22 protein-coding genes are annotated in these 24,995 nt (G+C 39.7%); 12 read left to right on the plus strand and 10 right to left on the minus strand.

What is annotated here, in order from left to right; all coding sequences use genetic code 11:
- Positions 1 to 144: 144 nt before the first annotated feature.
- The 5 genes from FTU64_RS13960 to FTU64_RS13980 all read right to left on the minus strand — a co-directional run bounded on the left by FTU64_RS13960 (position 145) and on the right by FTU64_RS13980 (position 3,676).
- Positions 145 to 738, minus strand: coding sequence for a hypothetical protein (locus FTU64_RS13960; protein ID WP_257222267.1), 594 nt, complete (start codon positions 736 to 738; stop codon positions 145 to 147).
- A gap of 37 nt (positions 739 to 775) precedes the next feature.
- Positions 776 to 1,318: a gamma carbonic anhydrase family protein gene (locus FTU64_RS13965; RefSeq protein ID WP_180060090.1), complete on the minus strand. Its 543-nt coding sequence runs from the start codon at positions 1,316 to 1,318 to the stop codon at positions 776 to 778.
- 103 nt (positions 1,319 to 1,421) lie between these two features.
- Complete coding sequence (gene dacC / locus FTU64_RS13970; protein WP_078191838.1) at positions 1,422 to 2,570, minus strand: D-alanyl-D-alanine carboxypeptidase PBP5/6; 1,149 nt, start codon at positions 2,568 to 2,570, stop codon at positions 1,422 to 1,424.
- A gap of 118 nt (positions 2,571 to 2,688) precedes the next feature.
- Positions 2,689 to 3,075, minus strand: coding sequence for an MCR_0457 family protein (locus FTU64_RS13975; RefSeq protein WP_180060092.1), 387 nt, complete (start codon positions 3,073 to 3,075; stop codon positions 2,689 to 2,691).
- Between the two features lie 226 nt (positions 3,076 to 3,301).
- A complete protein-coding gene (locus tag FTU64_RS13980) occupies positions 3,302 to 3,676 on the minus strand; it encodes an MCR_0457 family protein (protein ID WP_168377836.1) in 375 nt (124 codons plus the stop codon).
- 116 nt (positions 3,677 to 3,792) lie between these two features.
- On the opposite strand from FTU64_RS13980, the gene surE reads away from it, so the two are divergent.
- The 3 genes from surE (at position 3,793) to FTU64_RS13995 (ending at position 6,533) form a co-directional block, all read left to right on the plus strand.
- Complete coding sequence (surE, locus tag FTU64_RS13985) at positions 3,793 to 4,566, plus strand: 5'/3'-nucleotidase SurE (protein ID WP_078190173.1); 774 nt, start codon at positions 3,793 to 3,795, stop codon at positions 4,564 to 4,566.
- A gap of 114 nt (positions 4,567 to 4,680) precedes the next feature.
- Positions 4,681 to 5,511, plus strand: a complete 831-nt coding sequence (locus FTU64_RS13990) for a peptidoglycan DD-metalloendopeptidase family protein (RefSeq protein ID WP_180004908.1) — start codon at positions 4,681 to 4,683, stop codon at positions 5,509 to 5,511.
- A gap of 92 nt (positions 5,512 to 5,603) precedes the next feature.
- The gene (locus tag FTU64_RS13995) at positions 5,604 to 6,533 is read left to right on the plus strand and encodes a LysR family transcriptional regulator (protein ID WP_180004878.1); all 930 of its coding nucleotides are present in this window, start codon (positions 5,604 to 5,606) and stop codon (positions 6,531 to 6,533) included.
- Between the two features lie 67 nt (positions 6,534 to 6,600).
- Here FTU64_RS13995 and FTU64_RS14000 read toward each other — a convergent pair whose 3' ends face one another.
- Complete coding sequence (locus FTU64_RS14000) at positions 6,601 to 7,812, minus strand: aspartate aminotransferase family protein (RefSeq protein WP_180060094.1); 1,212 nt, start codon at positions 7,810 to 7,812, stop codon at positions 6,601 to 6,603.
- A gap of 198 nt (positions 7,813 to 8,010) precedes the next feature.
- Between FTU64_RS14000 and grxD the strand changes: the two genes are divergently transcribed.
- Positions 8,011 to 8,352, plus strand: coding sequence for a Grx4 family monothiol glutaredoxin (gene grxD, locus FTU64_RS14005; protein WP_067762767.1), 342 nt, complete (start codon positions 8,011 to 8,013; stop codon positions 8,350 to 8,352).
- A 182-nt stretch (positions 8,353 to 8,534) separates the two neighbouring features.
- Here grxD and FTU64_RS14010 read toward each other — a convergent pair whose 3' ends face one another.
- A complete protein-coding gene (locus FTU64_RS14010; protein ID WP_373886581.1) occupies positions 8,535 to 11,183 on the minus strand; it encodes a Lon protease family protein in 2,649 nt (882 codons plus the stop codon).
- 205 nt (positions 11,184 to 11,388) lie between these two features.
- On the opposite strand from FTU64_RS14010, the gene FTU64_RS14015 reads away from it, so the two are divergent.
- From FTU64_RS14015 to rpmE, 5 genes are all read left to right on the plus strand, one after another.
- Positions 11,389 to 13,533, plus strand: a complete 2,145-nt coding sequence (locus FTU64_RS14015; RefSeq protein ID WP_180060097.1) for an MFS transporter — start codon at positions 11,389 to 11,391, stop codon at positions 13,531 to 13,533.
- A 198-nt stretch (positions 13,534 to 13,731) separates the two neighbouring features.
- Entirely contained in the window at positions 13,732 to 14,133 is a 402-nt protein-coding gene (gene gloA / locus FTU64_RS14020) for a lactoylglutathione lyase (RefSeq protein ID WP_180055115.1), read from the plus strand.
- A gap of 222 nt (positions 14,134 to 14,355) precedes the next feature.
- The gene (locus FTU64_RS14025; RefSeq protein ID WP_180055117.1) at positions 14,356 to 15,330 is read left to right on the plus strand and encodes a bile acid:sodium symporter family protein; all 975 of its coding nucleotides are present in this window, start codon (positions 14,356 to 14,358) and stop codon (positions 15,328 to 15,330) included.
- Between the two features lie 51 nt (positions 15,331 to 15,381).
- The gene (locus FTU64_RS14030; protein WP_180055119.1) at positions 15,382 to 15,852 is read left to right on the plus strand and encodes a hypothetical protein; all 471 of its coding nucleotides are present in this window, start codon (positions 15,382 to 15,384) and stop codon (positions 15,850 to 15,852) included.
- A gap of 217 nt (positions 15,853 to 16,069) precedes the next feature.
- Entirely contained in the window at positions 16,070 to 16,294 is a 225-nt protein-coding gene (gene rpmE, locus FTU64_RS14035; RefSeq protein ID WP_078190165.1) for a 50S ribosomal protein L31, read from the plus strand.
- An 83-nt stretch (positions 16,295 to 16,377) separates the two neighbouring features.
- Here the strand turns inward: rpmE and FTU64_RS14040 are convergent, their stop codons facing one another.
- The 3 genes from FTU64_RS14040 to epmB are packed head-to-tail and all read right to left on the minus strand — an operon-like array spanning position 16,378 to position 21,265.
- Complete coding sequence (locus tag FTU64_RS14040; RefSeq protein ID WP_180055121.1) at positions 16,378 to 18,507, minus strand: EAL domain-containing protein; 2,130 nt, start codon at positions 18,505 to 18,507, stop codon at positions 16,378 to 16,380.
- Positions 18,489 to 20,234: a GTPase gene (locus FTU64_RS14045; RefSeq protein ID WP_180021984.1), complete on the minus strand. Its 1,746-nt coding sequence runs from the start codon at positions 20,232 to 20,234 to the stop codon at positions 18,489 to 18,491. The genes FTU64_RS14040 and FTU64_RS14045 overlap by 19 nt, the downstream gene beginning before the upstream one ends.
- Positions 20,235 to 20,248: 14 nt before the next feature.
- Positions 20,249 to 21,265 carry an EF-P beta-lysylation protein EpmB gene (gene epmB, locus FTU64_RS14050; RefSeq protein WP_180060099.1) on the minus strand — a complete coding sequence of 339 codons (1,017 nt, stop codon included), beginning with the start codon at positions 21,263 to 21,265 and terminating at the stop codon, positions 20,249 to 20,251.
- Between the two features lie 388 nt (positions 21,266 to 21,653).
- Here epmB and efp point away from each other — a divergent pair, with 388 nt between their 5' ends.
- The 3 genes from efp to FTU64_RS14065 all read left to right on the plus strand — a co-directional run bounded on the left by efp (position 21,654) and on the right by FTU64_RS14065 (position 24,836).
- Positions 21,654 to 22,223, plus strand: a complete 570-nt coding sequence (gene efp / locus FTU64_RS14055) for an elongation factor P (RefSeq protein WP_067762759.1) — start codon at positions 21,654 to 21,656, stop codon at positions 22,221 to 22,223.
- 194 nt (positions 22,224 to 22,417) lie between these two features.
- Positions 22,418 to 24,520, plus strand: a complete 2,103-nt coding sequence (locus FTU64_RS14060; RefSeq protein ID WP_078190161.1) for a carbon starvation CstA family protein — start codon at positions 22,418 to 22,420, stop codon at positions 24,518 to 24,520.
- A gap of 13 nt (positions 24,521 to 24,533) precedes the next feature.
- Positions 24,534 to 24,836, plus strand: a complete 303-nt coding sequence (locus FTU64_RS14065; protein ID WP_078190160.1) for a YbdD/YjiX family protein — start codon at positions 24,534 to 24,536, stop codon at positions 24,834 to 24,836.
- Positions 24,837 to 24,995 lie beyond the last annotated feature (159 nt).

Raw genomic sequence — 24,995 nt, forward strand, 5'->3', positions numbered from 1 at the left:
CAAGTAACTTGGACCAGTGTTGATCATTTAGCATTGTTCGAGGCATAGCGAGTGTAAAATTGGGTTTGGCGATTTAATTTTACTATCTCGCTATTTTTTTAATCAACAAATGTCAACAGACCCTAATGTTAAATATTTAATTTTTTATTCAATGAAGGGAATTTTACTCTCTCGAGGCAAATCTGGGAATAATGTGTAAATCATATCAGGATTCTTTTGCAGACCCGCACCATCAATGTATTTCCATTCCTTACTTTCAATTGGACGTACTGCAAGCATGAAGGACAGATCACCTGTCATTTTGCGGCCATTCATAGAAATCGTGACTTGTTTGGGTACTGCACAAAACTCATTTCTGCCAATGATATAACTTTGTTTAGGAGCATATGTTTCAACTTGAGAGACATATATTTTATTTTGTTTAAAGGAGTTTGCAGCAAGTTCTAATATTGCATTATATTTATCTTTACCGCCTGCATAATTGATTATAGATGATTCTGTTTTTTCGGCGATTAATGCATAGTTACCCTTATTCAAGGCTGTGCCGATATCTTTAATTTCTTTGGCAATGATTTTTTCATAATCATCTTTACACTGCGTTGAATTCGCAAAAGCAGTTGCAGAGCTTGAAATTACGCCTGCAAAAAATATTCTAGTAATGAATAAAGTATAAGATTTAATCGACATTAAAGAGTTACTCTGTATTTGAATTTGTCTGTCAATGAAACGTTGAGACATAAGCTGGAACTGTTAAAACTAAAAACGAATGCGTATATTATTTATTTTGATCAAGATAATTATTCGACACCTTCACATAATTCTGTGCTGAATAAGGCAAGAACGCTTTTTCTTTATCGGTCAGTGGTCGAACTTTCTTAACAGGACTACCGACATATAAATAACCACTTTCAAGAACTTTATTGGGTGGAACAAGCGAACCCGCGCCAATCATCACATCATCTTCAACAATTACATCATCTAAAATAATCGTACCTATACCGACTAAAACACGATTACCAATGGTACAACCATGTAATTTCACGTGATGACCAATCGTCACATCTTCACCAATAATCAGTGGAAAACCTTCAGGCTTATCGGCTTTTTTATGACTCACATGCAACATTGAGTGATCTTGCACATTAGAATTTTTACCAATACGAATGTGGTTTACATCACCACGAATCACAGCAAATGGCCATACCGAGACATTTTCAGCCAATACAACATCGCCAATCACCATGGACATTTCATCAATATAACAAGTGTCATGAATACGTGGGGATGTGTCTAAATAAGGGCGGATGTTTTGGCTCATAGGTAAGTCATCTACAGGTTTTTAGGCAGTATAAAATAAAAAAGCACCTAGACCGAAATCTAGATGCCTTCACTTTAGTCTTAATATCAAGTTTTCATCAAATTTAGAATAAGTTGCTAAAGAATTGTTTGATGTGATCAATCATTTTTGCAAAGAAACCAGCTTCTTCGACATTTTGTAGAGCGACAAGTGGTTTTTCAGCAATGACTTTGCCATTAAGCGTTGCAACGTATTTACCAACCACTTGACCTTGTTTTAAAGGAGCAGTCAATTTAGGTTGAACAACCAATTGAGTTTTAATGGCGTTCGCTTCGCCTTTAGGCATTGTCACGTTAAAGTTTTCAGCTAGGCCAACTTGAACTTCATTGTCTTTACCGTACCAAACTTTTGCTTTTGCAAGTACTTGTTTAGCAGGTTGAACTTTAACAGTTTCAAAGTTTGCATAACCCCAAGCTAAAATTTCACGTGTTTGTGATGCACGCTCGTTCATGCTTGGCGCACCAAAGATCACTGAAATTAAACGTAAAGGACCACGTTTAGCTGAAGTCGTTAAGCAGTAGCCAGCTTCTTCAGTATGACCAGTTTTTAAACCATCTACACTTGGGTCAGTATAAAGCAGGGCATTACGGTTGCCTTGCTTAATGCCATTGAACGTAAATTCTTTTTCAGAGTAGATCGGATAGTATTTTGAACTGTCATGAATGATATGTTGCGCAAGAGTCGCCATATCTTTGGCAGTCGAGAAATGTCCTTCAGCTGGCATACCTGTCGCATTGATGAATTGAGTATTCACCATGCCAATACGTTTCGCTTCTTGGTTCATCATGTGGGCAAAGGTGCCTTCATTGCCAGCAATATGTTCTGCCATAGCTTTAGAAGCATCGTTACCCGACTGAATGATAATGCCACGTAACATTTCTAATGCAGTTGCAGTACCGTTGAGCGGAACGTACATACATGACTCAGTGCTGCTGCCGCGACACCAAGCCGACTCATTCATACGTACTTTTTCATTTTCAGTTAGTTCACCGCTTAATAACTTTTGCTCAATGATGTAACTGGTCATCATTTTTGTCATTGAAGCAGGAGCTAATTTTTCGTTTTCATTTTTAGAAGCAAGGATTTGCCCTGTCTCATAGTCCATCAGCACATAAGATTTATTATTTAATTCAGGTGGTGCAGAAAGGACAGTTGCCGCGAATGAAAAACTAGGTGCAAGTAGTAATGCGGCAAGGGCGGTTTTTCGGGTCATTCTGGGTGGTTCCAATAACTTAGGTATAAGCACAAAGAGCCTAGCATTTTAGGACAAAGCTAGGCGGACTGCTATGGGGTGCAAGCGCTTATTTTAAAAGTATTGTAACCAATTGGTATTATTTGCTGTAAGCAGTCAATTCTTTGCAAATCATACCATTTTTTTTGTCACCAGCTTTCTTCGCATCAGACTGCGCTTCTTTTAAAGCTTCTTTAAAACTTTTTTGTTTGCTGAGCTGTTGTAAGGCATTTACAGGGTTCTTTTCATTCGGCATATATTCTTTGGCTAATTTTGCATAACCCGCTTCAAACTTCGGCTGATCTTTGTCATTCACCAGTTTTGGACAAACTTCAGAAAGTACATAAATAGCTGCAAGTTCTTGAGTGGTCACTTGAGGTGTAGGAGTCACTTCAATTTTTTCATCTGCGGCATGTGCAGACATGGTGGTGAACGCAAAAGCAGAAAGGCTAAGGGCACAAAGAGATTTTACAAAAAAGTTTTTCATTTAAATAACCTGTTAAATAACCTAAAAGATATCAAATAGCTAAAATTTATTAGCCAAGCTTAATCATATTTTGGGTAGAGATCAGTAGAAAATTGTATTGAAGCTGTTTAGAAATCAATACATTGTGAAAGAAAAAAGGATGAGGCTATAAGCGTCATCCTTTTTTGGCAGGTTTGATGCAATTAGGACTAACCTATTGAGAGGGCGTCCAAATCTGAATGATCAATTAACCTTCATAATTTAAAACGTCATCACAAACTGATTTTTGTTCAGCTTTATCAGTTTCTTTAGCAGCTTGACGTGCTTCTTCAAGAACTGATTTATATTCGCTGTCAGACTGTAGTTTTTCTAAAGTCATTGATTTATCAGAATAATCAGCAAGATATGTTTTAGTGAGTGCTTGAATGTTGGCATCAAATTTTGCATTTTGACCAATAATCGCAGGGCATACTTCTAACATGACTTGTGCAGATGCAATATCTTCTTTTACGATGGTATTGGCTTCTTCTTGAGTGAAGTCATTGTCTGCGACCACAGTTTGAGTCATGCAAGCTGCTAGAGCAAAGCCCAATAAACCACGAAGTGCTACGGTTTTATTCATTTTGTACACACACATTAATGCTGGATGTTGAAATGTAAATATATATAATTATTCATATATTTCAATAAAATGTTCTTGCGAGTCATTTTTAATTTTTTAGTAATGGAAATTTAGTTGTGAATATATTAATTGCCAATGATGATGGCGTTTTTGCTCCCGGTATCCAAGCTTTAGCACATGCATTGCGTCCTCTCGGTCGTGTGGTGATTGTTGCACCTGAAAGTGAACGCAGTGGTTTTTCAAGTGCACTGACTTTAGATCGACCATTACGACCTGTCGAAATTGCACCAAATATGTGGGCGGTAAATGGCACACCTGCGGACTGTGTGTATTTATCAATGAATGGTCTGTTCGATTTTGAATTTGATTTGGTGGTGAGTGGGATCAATAGCGGCGCAAATCTGGGTGATGATGTGCTGTATTCAGGGACGGTCGGTGCCGCATTTGAAGGTCGTCTAATGAAACAACCTGCGCTAGCCGTGTCTTTGGCTGGGCCGAATGTGCGTAGTTATAACAACCCTGAAGATTATGCCGTAGCTGCACAATGGGTGCATGACTTTATTGCCAATGGCTTACCTGCGCTACCTGCACGACATATTTTTAATATCAATATTCCAGATGTCGCTGAACTTCAAGGCACTAAAGTGACCTATCAAGGGCGACGTTTACAGTCCAAACCGATTACCAGTCATGTAGACCCGCGTGGTCGTCAAGTCTATTGGATTGGCTTGGCAGGTGAGGCTGTGGCAGAGCCTAAAAAAGGCTTAACGCATATCGAATCAGACTTCTTTGCAGTTGCAAATGGTTATGTCAGTGTAACGCCTATACAAATGGATGCTACAAACTATGAGATTTTGAATAACTTGCACTCAGAGTTATCTAAATCTTAAGTATTAATGTTATAACTTTGTGAAAATGGTTATGCCGCAACTTTTTTAGAGTGGATTTTTGCTAATCTTAGCCCATTCATAATGACTATATTTGAATTATTAGTGAGGAAGATGATGTCCCTGGTGTCACAATATCGCGTTATTGCCGCTCCTGCAGCATTATTTAAGACCCTTGTTTTATCTGCTGCGGTTGTTACGACTTTGGTCATGACTGGCTGTGCGTCAAAACCACAAATTAATAATGCGACCCGTTATGCGACTGCTCCGGATTATTATACAGTTCGTTCGGGAGATACTTTAAGTGGCATTGCCGCTCGCTATGGCTTGAGCTATGTCAGCATCGCAGAAATGAACGATATTGCCCAGCCTTATCGCATCTATGTTGGACAATCCATTCGCCTTAAAAATAGTGGCTCTCGTCGTACGACGTCTACACAAGCCATGACTCAAGCGGCACCAATTCAACGCCAAACGATTGCAATGCCAACGCAAACAGCGCCCGTGACTCAAGCTTCAACCACACCATCGACAGTGACGCGAACTACAGTTCCAACGCCTGTGGTCAGTTCTTCAAGTTTACGTTGGGTGAGTCCAGTATCGCGTCCTACGGTATTACAAGGCTATAACTTAGCATCGAATGTGAAAGGAACACGTTACGCAGGTAATACAGGTGATCCTATTTTTGCAGCAGCTGATGGTCAAGTGGTCTATGCCGCCGATGGTCTTAAAGAGTACGGCAATTTAATTTTGGTGAAGCATATTAATGGCTATATCACTGCATATGCACATAACAGTAAAATGAATGTCAAAAGTGGCGATACTGTGAAAGCAGGGCAGCAAATTGGTGAGATGGGTTCATCGGGTACCAACCGCACGATGCTTGAGTTCCAAGTGCGTTTAGATGGTAAACCAATCAATCCAACTTCAGTTTTACCAAATAATTAAATATATAATGCAAAAGCAAAATATCCCCGTATAATACAATGAGTTGCTTTTATCGAAAGATGAAGCTTCTCATAAGTTTATGAGGGAAATTTATGTTAGATCAACTTCGAGCAATGGGTGTCTTTGCTTGCGTTGTGGAAAAAAATTCGTTTAGCGGTGCTGCTCGTGAGTTAGGTATTACCACGAGTGCCGTGAGTCAGCAAATCCGCTCACTAGAGCAGGATATGGAAGTCATTCTTTTACATCGTTCAACACGTAAGTTAAGTTTGACAGAAGCTGGACAAGCTTTTTTTCATAGTTGCCAAGAGATGCTATCTGCCGCAGAGCGCGGCAAAATTCGTATCAATGAACTTCGTGACGACTTAGTCGGTGAATTACGTATTGCATCAACACCAGAAATTTGTGCGAATCATGTGATTCCTGCATTGTCACATTGGATGTCGGCACATCGTGGTTTATCCGTTCATCTAGAAGCAGATAATCAATATATCGACTTAATTGATGGACGCATTGATATTGCGCTACGAATGAGTTCAAAAATTGATGATCAACAGTTTCATGTGGTGCCATTGGCACATGTTGAACAAGTTCTCGTTGCTGCACCAAGCTATATCAACCAAACCAGTTTAATTACACGACCAGAAGATTTACAAAATCATGATATGGTTCAAATAAATTTGGTTAAAAACTTTCAGCATTTTGCATTTGAAAATGCAGTGACGAAAGAGCAGGTTGCATTGGATGTGCATTCCCGATTTACAACAAATAATGTATTTGCTGCAAAAGCAATGTGCCAACAAGGACATGGCATTGCAAGAATATTATATCTAGATACGCAAAAAGACTTATTAAACGGTTCTCTTGTTGAAGTTTTACCAGAATGGCGCTTACCATCATTTACTCTATATGCGGTGATGTCTAAACGTGATCAACAGCCTACTAAAATTCATCGTTGCCTAGATGCATTAAAATTGTATTTCAGTCAATTACCAGGCGGACGTGTATACCAAGAAGCCTCATAAAAACAAAAAAGGTTTAAAAAGATATAAAAAAAGCCGCAATCAGCGGCTTTTTTACTTTCGGCACAAATTACGCTAGAAAGTTTTTCACCATTTTAACAATGCGTTCAATCAAGATATCCGCTTGTTCTTTATTGATATTCAGCGTAGGCAATAAACGAATCACTGAGCCTGCTGTTACGTTAATAATCAAGTGATGCTCATCACGAGCAATATTCACAAGTTCGCCACATGCTTTTGGTAATTCAATACCGACCATCAAACCAAAACCACGAACAGTCACGTTTTGCTCTGAAAGTTGCTCTGTGAATTGCTCAACAAGATACGCCCCCATATTTGCAGCATTTTCAACAAGGTTTTCTTTTTGAATGGTATCAATCACGGTATAAACCACACGTGAACCTAATGCTGTACCGCTATAAGTTGAACCGTGGTTACCCGCTGTTAAAACGCCAACACCACGACCTTGAGTCATGACTGCGCCGATAGGGAAGCCATTACCCAGACCTTTAGCTGTAGTTAGCACATCAGGAATAATATTGGTATGTTGATATGCAAAGTATTTACCAGTACGGCCGTTACCTGTTTGCACTTCATCAAGCATCATTAACCAGTTGTGTTGGTTACAGATACGACGAATATCTTCTAAATAGCTAAAACCTTGAGGTGCAGTATTTACACCACCTTCACCTTGGATCGGCTCAACCAAAATCGCTACGATGTCAGGGTGGTGAATTGCAGCTTCTTCAATTGCTTCGATATCACCAAAAGGTACACGAATAAAACCTTCAACCAATGGGCCAAAGCCTTCTTGAACTTTTTTGTTGCCTGTCGCAGATAACGTTGCCATGGTACGACCATGGAATGAATGATCAGCAACAATAATTTTAGGGCTTGCAACACCTTGCATATGACCAAATTTACGTGCAATTTTGATTGCACCTTCATTTGATTCTGCACCACTATTTGAGAAGAAAACTTCTTCCATACCCGCAACTTCAGCTAATTTTTGCGCAGCAGCCGTTTGCCAAGGCACTTCAAATAAGTTACTGGTATGAATGAGGGTCGCTGCCTGTTCAGCAATTGCAGCTGTAATTGCAGGATGTGAGTGACCTAAACCACAAACAGCTATCCCTGTCAGTGCGTCTAAGTATTCTGTGCCATCTGCGGTATACAGGTGAGCACCTTGACCTCGGACAAAGCTGATCGGTTGGCGGCCAAATACTGGCATCAAGTGCGATGGTTGATCAGTTTGTACTGGGGCAAGGGTAATGTTATTCATGACTAACTCTAATTTGTCAGGTGATTGAAATAATATAGAGGAGACGCCATATATATATGAGCATCAAGAGGTCTATATAAGCAAAATATGACTCACTTGAAAAGCTGAAATGTAAATAAAACGTGAAATATTGCTTTAGTCATATTGTTTTACTCAGTTTTGGGTATAATGCGAAGCAGATTTATTGAGGATATATCAATGACTGAACAAGCACGCGATACAGAAGCGTTAATTCGTGACCAAATTGCTAAACACGCAGTTCTACTTTACATGAAAGGCACTCCACAGTTTCCACAGTGTGGTTTCTCTGCGCGTGCAGTAGAAGCGCTCAGTCAAATTGGTCGTCCATTTGCTTATGTAAATATTCTTGAAAATCAAGATATTCGCGCAACTCTTCCACAAATTGCAAACTGGCCGACTTTCCCACAATTATGGATCAATGGTGAATTGATCGGTGGTAGTGACATTATGCTTGATATGTTCCAAAAAGGTGAATTACAACCTTTAGTTGAACAATATAGCCCAGCTCCGGAAGCTTAATTGGATATGTATTTGATGATTTTAATCATTGGATACAGATAAAAAATAGCGCCTTTAAGGCGCTTTTTTTATGACTTAATTATCTAAAAAGTCTGGGGTTATGCGTTTTTCCACCATTTCAAAGGCATTTAAAGTGCAATGAATGGTGGAAAAATCAACAAATGAATAATCTAATCGAACATTTATGACGGATTGTCTTCAGTCAGACTTTCTTCAACACGTTGCTCGTTTTCAGCAGTCCCATTTTTAGCAGTACTGTCTTGAGCTTCAGACTTCTTTGCCTTTTTATCTTTGTCCTTTTTAGACTTCTTCTTTTTTTTCTTTTTCTTTGGCTCTTCTTCCTCAAACTCAGCACCATCTTCAATCGCTTGCCAGTACTCAAGTTGCTCCATGACAGCAGCATAGATTGAGCCTTTGCTATAACGACCTTTTTTATCAAGCGTGCCCACTGGACGCGCCATCAAAATTTCTAACGCTTGGTCAATGGTATCAATGGCATGAATATGGAATTGACCTTGTTGCACAGCTTCAATCACATCTTTACGTAACATCAAGTGCTGCATATTTTGACGCGGAATAATCACACCTTGCTTACCGGTCAGCCCTTGTAATTTACATGCATCATAGAAGCCTTCAATCTTGGCATTTACACCTCCAATAGGTTGAACTTGACCTAATTGGTTCATTGAACCGGTAATCGCCCAAGATTGATCGATCGGTAATTGGCTAATAGCGGAAATCAGTGCTGAGAGCTCTGCAACAGTTGCGCTGTCGCCATCCACTTGACCATAGCTTTGCTCAAAGGCGAGGGCAGCAGAGAAATGTAAAATTTGTTCACGACCAAAGTGTGCCTTTAAGAAACTCGACATCAGCAGGACGCCTTTGGCATGCAGAGAACCACCGAGTTCTACGCTACGTTCGATATCTAAAATATCGCCACCGCCTTGATAAACCGAAGCTGTTAAACGTGACGGTAAACCAAATTCAACATCTGCATATTGAATCACAGAGAGGGCGTTAATCTGCCCGAATCGATGACCTTTGGTTTCGATTAACTGTGTACCGCGAGTGAGATCTTGCCAATACAATTCACGTAAGTAGCCTAGACGGTATTTACGATGATCAAGAGCGGTGTTGATATGTGTTTCTGTCACCATTTTATCGCCAGCAAGTGCTGCATGATGATGTGCTTCACGAATCAAATCACCTAAGGTGAGGGCATGTAATGACAAAGAGCTTTGATCTTCAGCTTGACGACTTGAATCAGTTAACAGTGCAGCAAGTGCTGTACGGTCAAACGGCAGAAGTTTGTCAGTTTGCACATAGTCAGCAATCAGCTGCATATATGCCTGCTCATTAATGTCATTACGTTGTAATGTATCGGTGAAATCGGCACGAATTTTAAAGACACTGCCCAGCTCAGGTTCGAGTTCTAAAATATCGTAATAAATATCAGGTTCAGCAAGCAGGATCACTTTGATATTTAAATCAATAGCTTCTGGTTCAATCGAAATACTACCAGTTAGTGTAAGCATATGCTCAAGTGAAGACAGCTTTAAATGTCCTGATTTTAATGCACGTTTTAGACCTTGCCATGCATAAGGCTGCTCTAAAAGTTGTTCAGCTTCCAAGATGAGGAAACCACCATTGGCCTTATGTAATGCACCGGGGCGGATTAAGGTAAAGTCTGTAGTAATGGTGCCATTTTGGGTCAGTTGTTCGACATGACCTAGCAAATTGTAATGGGTAGGGAAATCTTCAAAAATAACGGGCGCACCAGCATTAGGTTTATGTGTGGCAATGATGTTTGCTTGGTAGCGAGATGGCACGCGGTTAAATTGGCCGGGTGTAAAGTCATCTTCTTCTTGCTCAAGTACAAACTCAACATTTTGAATAATGTCATCTGCATATTGCTTCAGATAATCTTCTAAGCCTTCAACCATGCTGAATTTATTTTGAATCACATCAATACGCGGCATGACGACTTGTTTAGCAATTTCACGGTTCAAAACTTGAACTTTATCGCGAGCATCATCTTCAAGATCACCAAGATGCAGACCAAGACGTTCGAGTTTTTTATCCATATAACGGACGTTTGACGCAATTTCAGCTCGTTGTTTACTGCTTAATGCATTGATATCTTCTTTCGACATTTCTTGGTATTTGTTATCAACCAAATGAACAGGAACGAAGCAATGATCATCATCCTGAGAAATCAGTTTAAGATCAAGTTCTTCACCTTCACGGGTTAATTCAACTAAGGCAAGATGTTGTTCATCACCAGCATGTTGGCGAATCATTTCAATGCGATTGTGATAGGTTTCTGCGGTAAAGCGACGTTCAAGTTGTTTTAATGTGGTTTGCCAACTTTGATGTAATAACGCTTGGAACTTTGTCGCTTGACCAGAAGGAAGTTTCAGCGCAATCGGTTCGCGCGGAAACTTAAAATTATTGACATACACCCAGTCTGAAGGCGTGGGCATATTTTTAGCGTGCTGTTGCAATAAGCGCTTAATCATGGTGCGCTTACCTAAGCCTGCCGTACCTACAGCAAAAATGTTATAGCCTGAGTAGGGTAAGGCAATGCCAGCCTCGACCGAAGCACGGGCACGATCTTGTCCTAAAAAATCATTAAGTGGTTTGATCCGCTTGGTAGATGTTGGTATTTTTTTGAGTTCAGGCGTATGCGTCAGCTGAAGCGGCTGCAACTGCGTTTTAGTTAAAGTATTCTGTATTTCGGGTTGATCAAAAGCGCTCTTTAGTGTCGTTACTGTTTCTGCTAAGTTTTTTGTGTTGGTTTCATTAATGGTAGTTGATAAAGAAGAGTGAATTTGTTCAAGTCGCTGGGTCACTGTTGAATCCAAAAAACTAAAGAATAGAGATATGTAATTAAGGTATACAGGTTTAATGCCAAAGATCAAGCAACAGCATGCGAAATATCGATAAAATAAAACAATGATTTCATAAATGTTGTTGAAACCGTTGTCATTAAGCGCTTGAATAGCAACATTCGATTTTGACAAAAATAACTGAGTCATGACAACACAAGCTTCAGGATGGAAATCTGCTTTTACTGCATTTTTAGACCGACGTGCGCTGATTATGCTTTTTCTTGGCTTTTCGGCCGGTATTCCAATTTTACTGATCTTTTCCAGTTTATCGCTTTGGTTAGGTGAAGCAGGAATTGATAAAAGTGCAGTGACTTTTTTTAGTTGGGCAGCGCTTGGCTATTCGTTTAAGTTTGTTTGGGCGCCATTAATAGATGAGTTACCTGTGCCATTTTTAACCAAACAACTCGGACGTCGCCGTGCATGGTTGTTGATCGCTCAGGTTCTCATTATCTGTGCAATTTGTATCATGGCATTTTCAGACCCAGCTTTAGGGCAAAGCTATATTTACCAAATGGCTGCTGGAGCCGTATTACTTGGTTTTTCTGCCGCAACGCAAGACATTGTGATTGATGCTTATCGTATTGAGTTGGCAGAAACTGAAATGCAGACCGTTTTAGCTTCGACCTATAATGCAGGTTATCGTATCGGCATGATCGTGGCAGGTGCAGGGGCGTTATTTTTGGCGGCATATTTAGGCACGGCCAAAGGTAACTATATTTATGAAGCTTGGAAATATACTTACCTTGCAATGGCTGCTGTAATGGTTATCGGTATTATCACAACTTTATCGATACGTGAGCCGCAGGTTGACCGTGTACAAAAGCATTATAAACGGACCGACTATTATCGCTTAGTCGCTGTATTCTTTGCTGCGGTGGTTGCTTTTGTTTTGAGTTATATCTATTCAGGCGTTGCGGTTGAAAGCTTGAAAGAGCAGTGGCAAATTTCAGACTCATTTGCATTGTTCTGTTTAGAGGCTGTGCGCTTTATTTGTTCAGCGGTGGTTGCTTTTGGCATCGGTTCAGTTTTGGTGAAATCAGGTGCTGTAAATAAGCAGATGGCATTTGAAACTTGGGTTAATCCAGTTGCAGATTTCTTTAAGCGTTATGGTCTAAAACTGGCTTTAGTGCTGTTGTTACTTATTGGTTTTTACCGTATTTCCGATATTATCGCCGGCGTCATTTCTAATGTGTTTTATCAAGATTTAAACTTCACCAAAGAGCAGATTGCCGAAGCTGTAAAAGTCTATGGTGTGATATTTAGCTTGGTTGGTGGCTTCCTTGGTGGTTTACTTGCGCAGCGCATGAACATTATGAAATTGATGTTTGTTGGTGCGATTTTAGCAAGTTCAACAAACTTGATTTTTATCGGTCTGGTCAAATCAGGTCAGCCATTAAGCGATGTCACTGTAAATGTAGCAGGGCAGCAATATACAGCGACGCCGGATGACACGGGTGCTTGGGTAGTTAAAATTCCAAAAGCAGTCTTGGCTGCAGATCAAAATATTAAAGTCAGTGCGGATTATCAGTCTAAGAATCAACATCCAGTACAGGTGAGTTTGCCGTATCTGAATAATGCTTTTGCAAACTCAGCAATGATGTTGCTGCCAGTGACTTCAGATAACACGATTTCAGCTCAAGAGACTGCAAATAGTATCGTGGTCCGTGGACAATACTTGGCAGGCGAGTTAAAAGAAAATCAAAAAATTCAAATTATTTTGGATGCTAAACCATTCGACGCGAAGCTTGATAAAACTGGTGTTTTTAGTGGTGCAATTCCAGGGCAAGCGCTCGAAACAGCAAAGCAAAAAACATTAACGGCTCAACTGCTAGAAAATGATGTGGTGAAAAAGAGTGTCGATTTAACATATCAAGTGAATACATCGGCTAATATGGCGGGTGTGCTTGGTGTTGATATTCAACCGATTAATTTGGCTAGTGCTGAACAAAATGTGGAAATCAAAGGTAAGGTCATTAAGCCTTATAGTTCGCTGTGGCTATATTTCGCGATCATTGTCGATAACTTGGCGTCAGGTCTTGCAGGCGCGGCATTTATTGCATTTTTATCGAGCTTGACCAGTGTTTCTTTCACAGCGGTTCAATATGCCATCTTTAGTTCATTAATGACTTTAACCCCTAAAATTTTAGGCGGTTACTCAGGTACGATTGTGACCAATATCGGTTATCCAAACTTTTTCTTGATGACGACTTTAATTGGTATTCCGATTTTAATTTTAGTGGTTTGGGTCGCCAAACTATTGAGAGAACATGAACAAAAATCCAATTCATAATTCAATTTAACTTAAAAAAAGCCTATTCAGTTTGAGTGGGCTTTTTTATTCTAAGCTGTTAAATAGCCTAAGCAGGTCTACGGTTTTGGACAAGGATATTTGAAATAAGGCGGTATATGTGCTCTAGACTTAAATTGAACTTTGCATGTTAAATCCCTATAGTATTCAAACATAATGATAGATTTAGGAAACTCGATTATGCGCATGCTGCATACCATGTTACGTGTAGGCAATTTAGAGCGTTCATTGGCGTTCTATACTGAAGTACTCGGTATGACTTTGCTTCGTAAGCGTGATTATGAAGAAGGTCGTTTTACTTTGGCATTTGTGGGCTATGGTGATGAAGAAAATCATACTGTACTCGAGTTAACGCATAACTGGGATACAGATAGTTATGAGTTGGGAAATGCGTATGGCCATATTGCTATTGCAGTAGATGATGCCTACAAGGCTTGTGAAGAAATTAAAGCATGTGGCGGAAACGTGGTACGTGAAGCAGGACCAATGAAAGGTGGTGTGACCGTCATTGCCTTTGTTGAAGATCCAGATGGCTATAAAATTGAGTTGATCCAACAAGACTCAAATGCACGAAATAATTAATCTGCAATTATTCATTTAAAGTCATATGTAATGCTGAATATTCTTATTTATAATTTTTTTTGCGTTGAGCTCACTATCAACGTTTAAAATAATGAATATATCGGAGAAAAGCTGGCTTTATTTACATGGCCCAGTAAGATGAAATTTACTCAATGGTAAATTTAGCTTATTGGGCATTTTTTTGTCGATGCGTTTAAAGGGAAATTTGTACAGGATGTTGTTATGCTGAAAATGTTGGCTTTGGATCGTTTTACCATTCTACTTTTTGTAATGGTCATACTTGCGACTTTTTTGCCTGTTAGTGGTCAAGCTGCAGAAATCTTTGGCTATATTACCACGGCTGCAATTGCCATTTTATTTTTCCTTCATGGTGCAAAGTTGTCTCGTGAGGCTGTGGTTGAAGGCATTTTGCATTGGAAGTTACATGCTTTAGTTTTTGCTTTTACCTTTGCATTATTTCCATTATTGGGTTTAATGGCGAAACCAATTCTCGTGCCGATGTTAGGGCAAGAGTTGTATTGGGGCTTTTTGTTTATGTGCTTTTTACCCTCGACAGTACAGTCTTCTATTGCATTTACTTCGGTAGCACAGGGTAATGTTGCTGGCGCAGTCTGTAGTGCATCATTTTCAAATATTATTGGGATGTTTATTACCCCAGTGATGGTGGCCTATTTTATTCTCGGTCAGTCACAACATAACTACGATCCGACGGCATCTATTATCCAAATTACCCTGTTATTACTGATTCCCTTCATTTTAGGGCAGCTCCTCCGTCCTTGGGTGTTTCCTTATATGAAGAAAATGCCAAAAATTGTGAAGGTATTTGATCAGGGCTCAATTTTGATGGTGGTCTATGGCGCATTCAGCAGTGCGGTGGTGGCAGGGCTATGGCATCATGTGAGTGGTATGACTTTATTCCTGTTGATTGTGGCGTGCTCTGTCTTGTTAACAATCATTATGTTATTGGCGCTATATGTACCACGTTGGTTGGGCTTTAGCCGAGCTGATCAAAAGACGATTTTCTTTTGTGGTTCTAAAAAAACCTTGGCGAGCGGCGTGCCCATGGCACAAATTTTATTTATTGGGCAGCCGATGGGGATGATAGTTTTACCGATTATGATCTTTCACCAGATTCAGTTGATGGTCTGTGGTGTGATTGCCAACCTTTGGGCAAAACAAAGCCGTGGGCAAGAATAGGGCGAGATGAATAGGTCCTTTTAAAATACCTTATATAGATGAAAAAAAATCATGAAAATTAAAAAAGGCATCTTCATTTTATTCTTGGGTATGAACACAGTCGTTCATGCTCAAGAGGATTTATCCGTAAATAGTAACCGTGATGTCATTGAAAAAATGCCGCTCATCAGCCTGCAGCCCATGTTGGATTTTTGTCGTGATCGACAACCACAGATGAATACGGAATTAGATCAGGCTTATCAAACTGCAAAGCTTAAATTAATTGCTGCGGTTCAGGCTGTCCGTTTTAATGGTGTAGAGCCATTAAAGGCAAAAGATGTTGATCTGTCAGTCGATGCACAATTTAAACAGCAGCTTCAAAGTATTTTAGAGGGTATGAGCAGATCATTACAGTCAGTAAATGCTACGACGTTTTGTCCTGCATTTATTGAAAGATTAAACCATTTTGATCAAGCCCAATTTCAGCGTACAGTCGAATTACAATATCAGAAATATTTAGAGCAAGCTCAACCTAAAGAGTAGAGCGATTCAGCCTTGAATATCTATTTATTAACATTAAAAAATCAGCTATAATTTGCCCCAACTTGTTGTGCTTAGCTCTGACGGTATCCGTCTCGGTGGGCCAAAAGAATGGTCTGTTATGGTGTTGGTCTGCTTTTTTAAGCCTTCCTTGTAGCGATACAAGAGTGATCAATTGCGATGACAGCTAAACCTTCTTAAATCTTAGGAGTAATCGACGATGCGCGCCGATATTCACCCAAAATATGAAACTTTAGTTGCTACATGTTCATGCGGTAACGTAATTGAAACTCGTTCAGCTCTTGGTAAAGAAACTATTTACCTAGACGTATGTTCTGCTTGCCACCCATTCTACACTGGTAAACAGAAAAGCGTTGACACTGGCGGTCGTATCGACAAATTCAAGCAACGTTTTGCTGGTATGTCACGTTCTATCAAACGTTAATATCCAAAACGAAAAACGGGCTTTATGCCCGTTTTTTTGTGCCGATAAAAAAGATAAACCTTAAATCGGCAATGTTCAGAACCTTATTGGTCCTGAACATCGATGAGATGGTCGAGTTTCTTCTGGAAATAATCGCCTTGAATAAAGCGAGCTTCGACATTCCAAGCATTGGCAAACAGTGTCATGTCATTTAATTCACGTAACATGATTTCAACAGTTTTGATTTCATGATAAGTGGTAATTTTTTCTTGGAGCTCTTGGCACGACTTATCGTTTGCAAGCATTTTGGTCAAACTTGAATCTAATGTTAAGCAGTGAACATCCATTTGGCGTAATAATGATTCACTAAACATCGAATGACCAAAATTGCGTAAAGCCAGTTCGGCACCATTTTTACGAAGTTCTACAAATGCTTTTTGAGCGGCATCGATATTGAGCTGAATGTCTTCTTCGGCAAATTGTAAAATCAGTGGATTTTTCAATTTACTACGAATAATCGTAATTAGTTTCGAAATAAACTCAGGGAAGGTGCGGTCGTTATATAGCACTTCTTTGTTCAGGTTAACGATTAATTTAGCTTCAGGGAACTGAGTGATGAAGTTGTGTAGCTGTTTACACGATTCAACCAAGATCCAACGATCCAATTTAATGGAAAGCTCCGAGTCTTCAGCTAACTCACGCAGTTGGGCGATATCTTTCCATTTATTTTCAAAAATAAAGCCGCTGGTTACTTCATAAGTATAAAGATGAGAATCTTCTTTATCATACAGTTGTTGATATTTAAGATGAATTTCACCGCGTTCTAAGCAGTTGCGAAGGGCCTTAATAACAGGAGCTTCATCACTAACGACAATCGGCGCAATTTGTGCTTCTGGTGTACCAAAATCCAAACTTGGTATATCAATTTCTAATGGAATAGTTAAATCGATTTCAGGTGCTTGTTGGTTGGTTGGTAGCGCAGTATTAAAGGCTTTCGCAATAAAGGTATCAAAATGTGCTTCATCACGAATATCGCTGTCTAAAACACTGTATCCTATGCGTAAATTTAATGGATAAGTTTCATTGTTTACACTGAGTAATTGAGGTTTGCTCAGGGTGTTAAGACCAATCAACTTAGACTCAAGTTTGAGCTGATTATCCGCTTGGAATAAGGCAACGATTGCACCATTATCTAAACTAAATAATGGAGCATGAGTCTGATCTTTCAAGAAGTCTTTAATATTGGTGAAATAGCTCTTATAAGTATTCCAATCTTTTTGAAAAATCGCATCAGAACAAGAAGCCAATGTAAATAGAACCAATGCATTTACATTAGCAGGTTGCTGGCCAATGGTGCGGTTGAGTTGTTGAAATGCTTTTGGTTTTTGTGGGCTAGCTTCAACTGGAGCGTTGCTTACAGCATTGCTGCTTTGACTGCCAATTTCAATTGCGAGCTGTAAAGCATCTTCTTCAGCCGCGGCAATAAATTCGAGTTTTAGTGGGTTTTGCCCAGCCACTGCGATATTTTGCGAAACAAGATCAAAACGTCCTAAATCGAGCTGTCCTTGGCTGATTTTTTTAAAGCGTTGCTTAAAGTCGTTGAGGTCAGTAGGTTGTAATAGATCGAGTAAAGGCAGACCAATTACATCATCTTCATTTTTTAGACCAAATAAAGTGAGATATTCAGCATTGGCTTGAATGTGAATGCCTTCTTGAATCACGGCAACCGCTTTACGACTATCTTCAACTAAAGACTGGGTTTGGATTTGAGCTGTTTCGAGCTCTTCCATTAAATGTTGCTGCGATTGTTGTAGGCGACTAAAGGATAAAGCACGGATTAAACCAAAATAGAAACTCTCAGGTTCAGCAATATCGACAATGTCATAAATCCCTTTTTTGACTAAACTTGCATATTGTTCTGCTTGATAGTCCTCGGGTTTAAGTAAAATAATCGGTAAATTCGGTTGGCTCGATAGTTGAACTAAACTTAAAGCTTGTTCATATTTTAAATCATAAGCACGTCCAAAAATGATCAAGTCCCAATTGAGATTCAGCTGTTTTTCGAAATTTTGTAAATCATCAAGTAATATGGCATGAACTTGATGTTCGCTGTCTGTCAATAAATCACGTATCTGGTTAAAACGTATTTGATTATCATCAATAATGAGTAATCGAGTTTCCGTACGTTTTAGTTTTTTGGATAGTAATGGATTTCTCACTTTAATGCTTCCCATAAGTCGTTATTTTTGATCTCATTGCTCTGTTTCGCAATATAGTCTTTAACGACATTTTCTTGCTCTTCATTCAATAATTCATATTCAAAGCGAATAAAGCTTTGTGTCACCAACTGCGCTTTGGTGAGATAGACTTTGATGTCTTCTTTGCCTAAGCGAAGGTGGATCGTTTGTTTCTCTCGGAAGAGATTTGCCCCAGGTAAAATTAAGGTCGTAGACACTTGATCAAGTTGTGTGGTCTGTACCAATAAAGCAGGTTGATGATTTGTTGTATTGCGGTCGGTACGAATATGGGCTGAACATGGATACAAATCTTGAGCCAGTACTTCGAGACCCAATTCCAAACTTTTTTCAGTCGATTGTTTGATCCAACGAACAACACCGCCACGCCATTGGCTTTGAGCATTTTCTTGGATCAAAATAAATTCGCCGGTTTTTAAATTAGCAGGGGTAGGGCCAGTCCATTTAATGCGATAACCATTCACACTAATATCTAATACGTCAGCGGTATGAATCTGTTTTGCTTCACGATCTAGCGCTTTCGCATTAGTCATGCCTGTTGGCATATTTGAATCATGCGAATTGACAAAAGAGGCTTCATTGTGGAATTGATAATTGCCTTCCAAATCTAAAGTTTCGTGGAAGTTTTTACCTTTAGAGAGATAGAAATGCGCCACCATTAAGCTAAAGCAAATATTAATTTGCGCAGAATATTCATAACGTTCATGACGGCGTTCAGTGTTGTTGGTCAAAATATTATGAATATGGAAATATAGCGCTGGAGTTAAAAATAACTTTTCATTTTTAGATAAATAATTGGCATTTCTAGTTTGCGTTTCGGTCAAATGATCGAGCAAGTTTTGCGTTGAAATGTATACATTGGCTTGATAAGACCGATCTTGTTTTGAGTTATAAATCGGTGGGTGATCTTTTTTCGTGTCTACAACATAGCGTGAAAGCGTGGTTTCTTTCGGTAGGATTTGAACCAATTTTGCCCAGTCAAAACTACATAAATACAAGCCTTGGATTTCAGCAGGGCGAATCTGATGATTATTGAAAATATCTAATAAGATTAATTGTGCATAAGCTTGAGCAATATTTGCAATTTGATGTTGAGTACCCAGTAACTGATTGACATTACTTTGATAGAAATTGTGTTCAATGGCACATTCAATCAGTTGATGTGCCGCAATCCATTGACCCGCCGTCGGTGTGGCATACAACATGTGTTGTTGATACAACAACAGTGTCAGTTGTTGCAACGCATAGTAGATTGATGCAATTCGAGCGGTTTGTAAGCTTTTTTTATGGCCGAATGAAAAGATCGAAAACTTTTGTTGATTAAGCTGCTGATTACATCGCTTGGCAATATCAATATAGATTTTGGCAAAGTGACTGCGTAAAAGCATAGCTAATTCAATGATTTGGTCATTACGATCCGTGGTAATGAGGCTTTGATTGGTAAAGTGTTTTTCTAAGCTCGTGAGCACACTTTCCATAGTCGGATGTAATATTTGAACCAAATCAAAACGTAACATCTCTTGGCATTTCAGCTCGGAGATTTCAAGTAAGGCATTGAATAAAGCTTTAGATGAGGTACCCAATTGTAAAATTGAAATACCGTTTAACCACTCTTGCAGACCTTTAGCATTGGTCGGACAAAAGCTTAATTTATCCAGCTTTAATTCAGTCGGATTGTAAAACGTATCTGAAGTATGCGTGGTCATCTTTATTATTTAACTCAAAAAGTTGAAGCCCCAAAAAGCGGTGTCTTGTTTTTTTCGCCCGCTATTTCCCGTACAAGTTTAGGAACCAAATAACCTGGTAGATTCTCTAAAACTTTTTTATAAATTAAATCAATATCCTGAGCTGGTGTATCAAAATGATGAGCACCTTTTACTTTATCCAGAACATGTAAATAATATGGCATTACACCTGCGTCGAATAAGCGGTAACTTAAATCGACCAATACATCTGCAGAATCATTAACCCCTTTTAATAAGACTGCTTGGTTCAGCACGGTGATTCCTTGTTTGACAAGCTGTTGAAGCTGGCTACACGTGAAGTCATCTAGCTCTGATGCATGATTTGAGTGTACCACTAGAATAATGCGTAGCCTACTGTTTTTTAAAATAGAAACCAGCTCTTCATCGACACGGTTGGGGATTACGAGAGGAACTCGTGAATGAATTCTCAAAAATTTAATTTGTGGTAAAGTCGATAAACGTTCAATCCACACTTGAAGTTTACGATTTGATAGTGTGAGCGGGTCTCCACCACTTAAAATCACTTCATTAATATCGGGTTGTTGTTCGATATATTGCTTAATGTTTACCCAATCGTCATTTTTAGGCAGGTTTTCTTGGTAGGGAAAATGCCGGCGGAAACAATAACGACAATGGACCGCGCAGGCACCGGTTAAAGTCAGTAAAAAACGAGACTTGTACTTATGTAATACACCAGGCTGTTGGTTGGCTTGTTCTTCACCTAATGGGTCGGTAACAAAACCGGCGTGTTCTTCGAGTTCTAAATGATGCGGTAGGACTTGGAGTAAAAGCGGATCGAGCGGATTACCTTTTTGCATTTTTTCAACAAAAGCTCGCGGCACGCGTAGGCGAAACTCATCTGCTGCGAACTGAGCACCCGATAATAACTGATCATGCGAAAGTTCTAATACATCGAGTAATTCTTGAGGATTTGTTATCAAATCACTCAATTGGGTTTGCCAGTTTTGCTCTTGAAATAAATAGTTTATCATGCTGAATGTTTAAAAAATGCAGAAAGGTGAGTGGGGAATATTGCTGAAATTAATGCGTCGAACTTTGAAGTGTAAGCTGAAATAATTCCGATAAAGCTCACAACGGATGAAGCCTACGAAACATTTATTAAGTTTCAGTCAACAGCAATTTTACCTGTTTGTGGGCATTGTATAAACAAAGTTCTTTAATGTCTGAGTGTAAGTTAAGCAGCTTGACCCCTTTAATGGGGATTTTTTCGTTGCGACATGGTGCATTGGTCATTTAGAATACGCAATATCACATTAATGTGCATGTGGCAGCCAATGTTACAGTCAGTACTTGCTAAATGACATGTTACAGCCCATAGCATCTATAGATTAAAGTTAGTAAGTTTGGAGTGAGCCAGTCATGGCCTATTATTCTACGAATGATTTCAAGTCAGGCCTTAAGGTCATGCTTGACGGTAACCCATGTTCAATCATGGAAAACGAATACGTAAAACCAGGTAAAGGCCAAGCTTTTAACCGCGTAAAATTACGTAACCTTAAAACTGGTAAAGTTTTAGAAAAAACTTTCAAATCTGGTGATTCACTAGAAGCTGCTGACATCCAAGAAGTTGAAATGAACTACTTGTATAACGACGGTGAAATGTGGAACTTCATGGATCCAGAATCTTTCGAACAAATCGCTGCTGATAAAGTTGCTATGGGCGACGCGGCTAAATGGTTGAAAGATGACTCAAATGAACTCTGTACAATCATGTTATGGAATGGTGTTCCTTTAACTGTGAGCGCGCCCAACTTCGTTGTATTAAAAATCGTTGAAACTGATCCAGGTGTACGTGGTGATACTTCAGGCGGTGGCGGTAAACCTGCTAAGCTTGAAACTGGTGCAGTTGTACGTGTTCCATTATTCGTACAGCAAGAAGAAAGCGTTCGTGTAGACACCCGTACTGGTGACTATTTAGAACGTGCATAATGGTTTAAAAATAGACTATTATCGAAAGGGATGAAGTGATTCATCCCTTTTTTTATACCTATTGGTTTAAATTTTTATGCCAAAGTATTAGATGAAAAAGCCCATAACAGGAGTAGAGTTTCAAGGGAAGAAACAGCAGTACCTCGAACAAGAAAAATCAAGCTGATTTATTTCAACATTTATGAGGGATTGAGATGGAAACCATTCAACCGAAGTCAGGAATGGCTTCAAAGATTATCTGGCTGTTTGTAGCCATTCTAGGTGCCGTTTCATTCGGTATACTAGCACTCAGTCGAGGCGAGCATGTCAATGCAGTTTGGCTGATCCTTGCAGCAATCTGTGTGTATAGCATTGCGTATCGTTTTTATAGTTTATTTATTGCCAATAAAGTCTTTGAACTGAATGAGCGACGTTTAACGCCTGCCCATCGCTTAGCTGACGGATTGGATTATGTACCGACCAATAAAAGCGTTCTATTTGGTCACCACTTTGCTGCGATTGCAGGTGCTGGCCCTTTAGTTGGACCGATCCTTGCTGCGCAAATGGGTTATTTGCCGGGAACAATTTGGCTCTTGGTGGGTGTTGTACTGGCTGGTGCGGTTCAAGACTTTTTAGTCTTATTCATCTCGACGCGTCGTGATGGTCGTTCACTCGGTGAAATGGCAAAACAAGAACTAGGTTCTTTTGCTGGAATCATCGTGATGCTTGGTGCACTTGGCGTGATGATCATCATTCTTGCGGTACTTGCTTTGGTTGTTGTAAAAGCGTTGACCAACAGTCCGTGGGGTGTTTTCAGTATCGCGGCCACAGTGCCGATTGCGATTTTCATGGGTATCTACATGCGATTTATCCGTCCGGGTAAAATTGCAGAAGTGTCGATCATTGGTTTTGTACTGATGATGGCAGGGATTATCTATGGTGGTGACATTGCACAGCATCCTTATTGGGGTCCATTCTTTACACTTTCAGGTACTGAACTAACTTGGTGGTTGATTGGTTATGGTTTCGTGGCATCAGTATTACCTGTTTGGTTACTGCTTGCACCACGTGATTACCTATCTACTTTCTTGAAAATTGGTGTTATTGCAGGTTTGGCAATCGGGATCATGTTTGCATTGCCTGAAATGAAAATGCCGGCAGTAACGCATTTTATTGATGGTACAGGTCCTGTATTTGCAGGCTCAATGTTCCCATTCTTGTTTATTACCATTGCCTGTGGTGCAATTTCAGGTTTCCATGCGCTCGTTTCTTCAGGAACGACACCGAAGCTTGTGAATAATGAAAAAGATATTCGCATGATCGGTTATGGCGGCATGTTGATGGAATCTTTTGTTGCGATCATGGCTTTGGTCTGTGCAACGATTCTTGAGCCTGGTGTATATTTTGCGATTAATGCGCCAGCAGCTGTGATTGGTACAACGGTTGAGTCCGCTGCGGAAGCAGTTCGTACATTAGGCTTCGTGGTAACACCTGAAGCATTGACCTTACTTGCACAAGAAGTGGGTGAAAATTCGATTCTGTCTCGTACAGGTGGTGCGCCGACATTTGCGATTGGTATGGCTCACATTATTACGGAAATTTTCAATAACCGTTCAATGATGGCGTTCTGGTATCACTTCGCGATTTTATTTGAAGCACTTTTCATTTTAACAGCTGTGGATGCAGGTACTCGCGCATGTCGTTTCATGGTGCAAGATACAGTGGGTATCGTGGTTCCTGCGGTTAAAAACTCTCATAATTTCTTCGGAAATCTGTTGGGTACAGCGGTGGCTGTCGCAGGTTGGGGCTTCTTCGTTTACCAAGGTGTGGTTGACCCACTTGGTGGTATTAATAGCTTATGGCCGCTATTTGGTATTGGTAACCAAATTCTTGCTGCGATGGCATTGATTTTGGGTACAGTGATTTTATTTAAGATGAAAAAACAAAAGTATGTTTGGGTAACGATTATCCCAACAGTATTCTTGTTTATTACTTCAATGACCGCTGGTTGGCAGAAGATTTTCCACGAAAATCCAAAGATTGGTTTCTTGGCTCAAGCAGATCGTTTTAACGCAGCCATTGCGAAGAATGAATTGTTGGCACCTGCGAAAACCATGGCTGAAATGCATACGGTTGCATTGTCGAATCAAATCAATGCCGGTCTTTGTGCATTCTTTATGATTGTGGCATTTGTGATGTTATTTGCAGCGATTGGTGTGGTGCGTCGTGCTTTGGCAAATCCAAATCCATCGGTGAATGAAGCAGAAGCGATTTACCGTGACCCAGCTGAAATTAATCCGTCAAATTCAGCACATTAATAGGGGAATATGAATGAACCTGAAGTTTGCAAAAAGTGGAAAAACGGTGATTTATAAAATCATTAAAATGACCATTATGTCGCAGAAGGATCTAATTCTGAACCCGAAAAATTGGTCACGTATTGCGACGTTGTGGCAACGTTTACAGCAAAGCTTCCGCCTGATGGTGGGTGTGCCAGATTACCAAAACTATTTGGAACATATGGCAAAACATCATCCTGATTTGGAAGCGATGGATGCAAAAACATTTTATCGTCACTGTGTAGATGCACGTTATCCATCAGCTGGTGGTGACATGAAGAAGTGTCCTTGCTAATGCTTTGACTTGTGCTAAAAATCCAATAAAAAAGCGTTCTTCGGGACGCTTTTTTATTGCAAAATTTTGATCAGTCGAAGCGAAAACAACGTTTTTGTATACTCAATAAATATCAAGCGTATGTATTTAAAGTATTGAACTGGGTATGGCTTGGAGATA

This window comes from Acinetobacter sp. YH12128, assembly GCF_013418655.1.
GTDB classification, from domain to species: domain Bacteria; phylum Pseudomonadota; class Gammaproteobacteria; order Pseudomonadales; family Moraxellaceae; genus Acinetobacter; species Acinetobacter amyesii.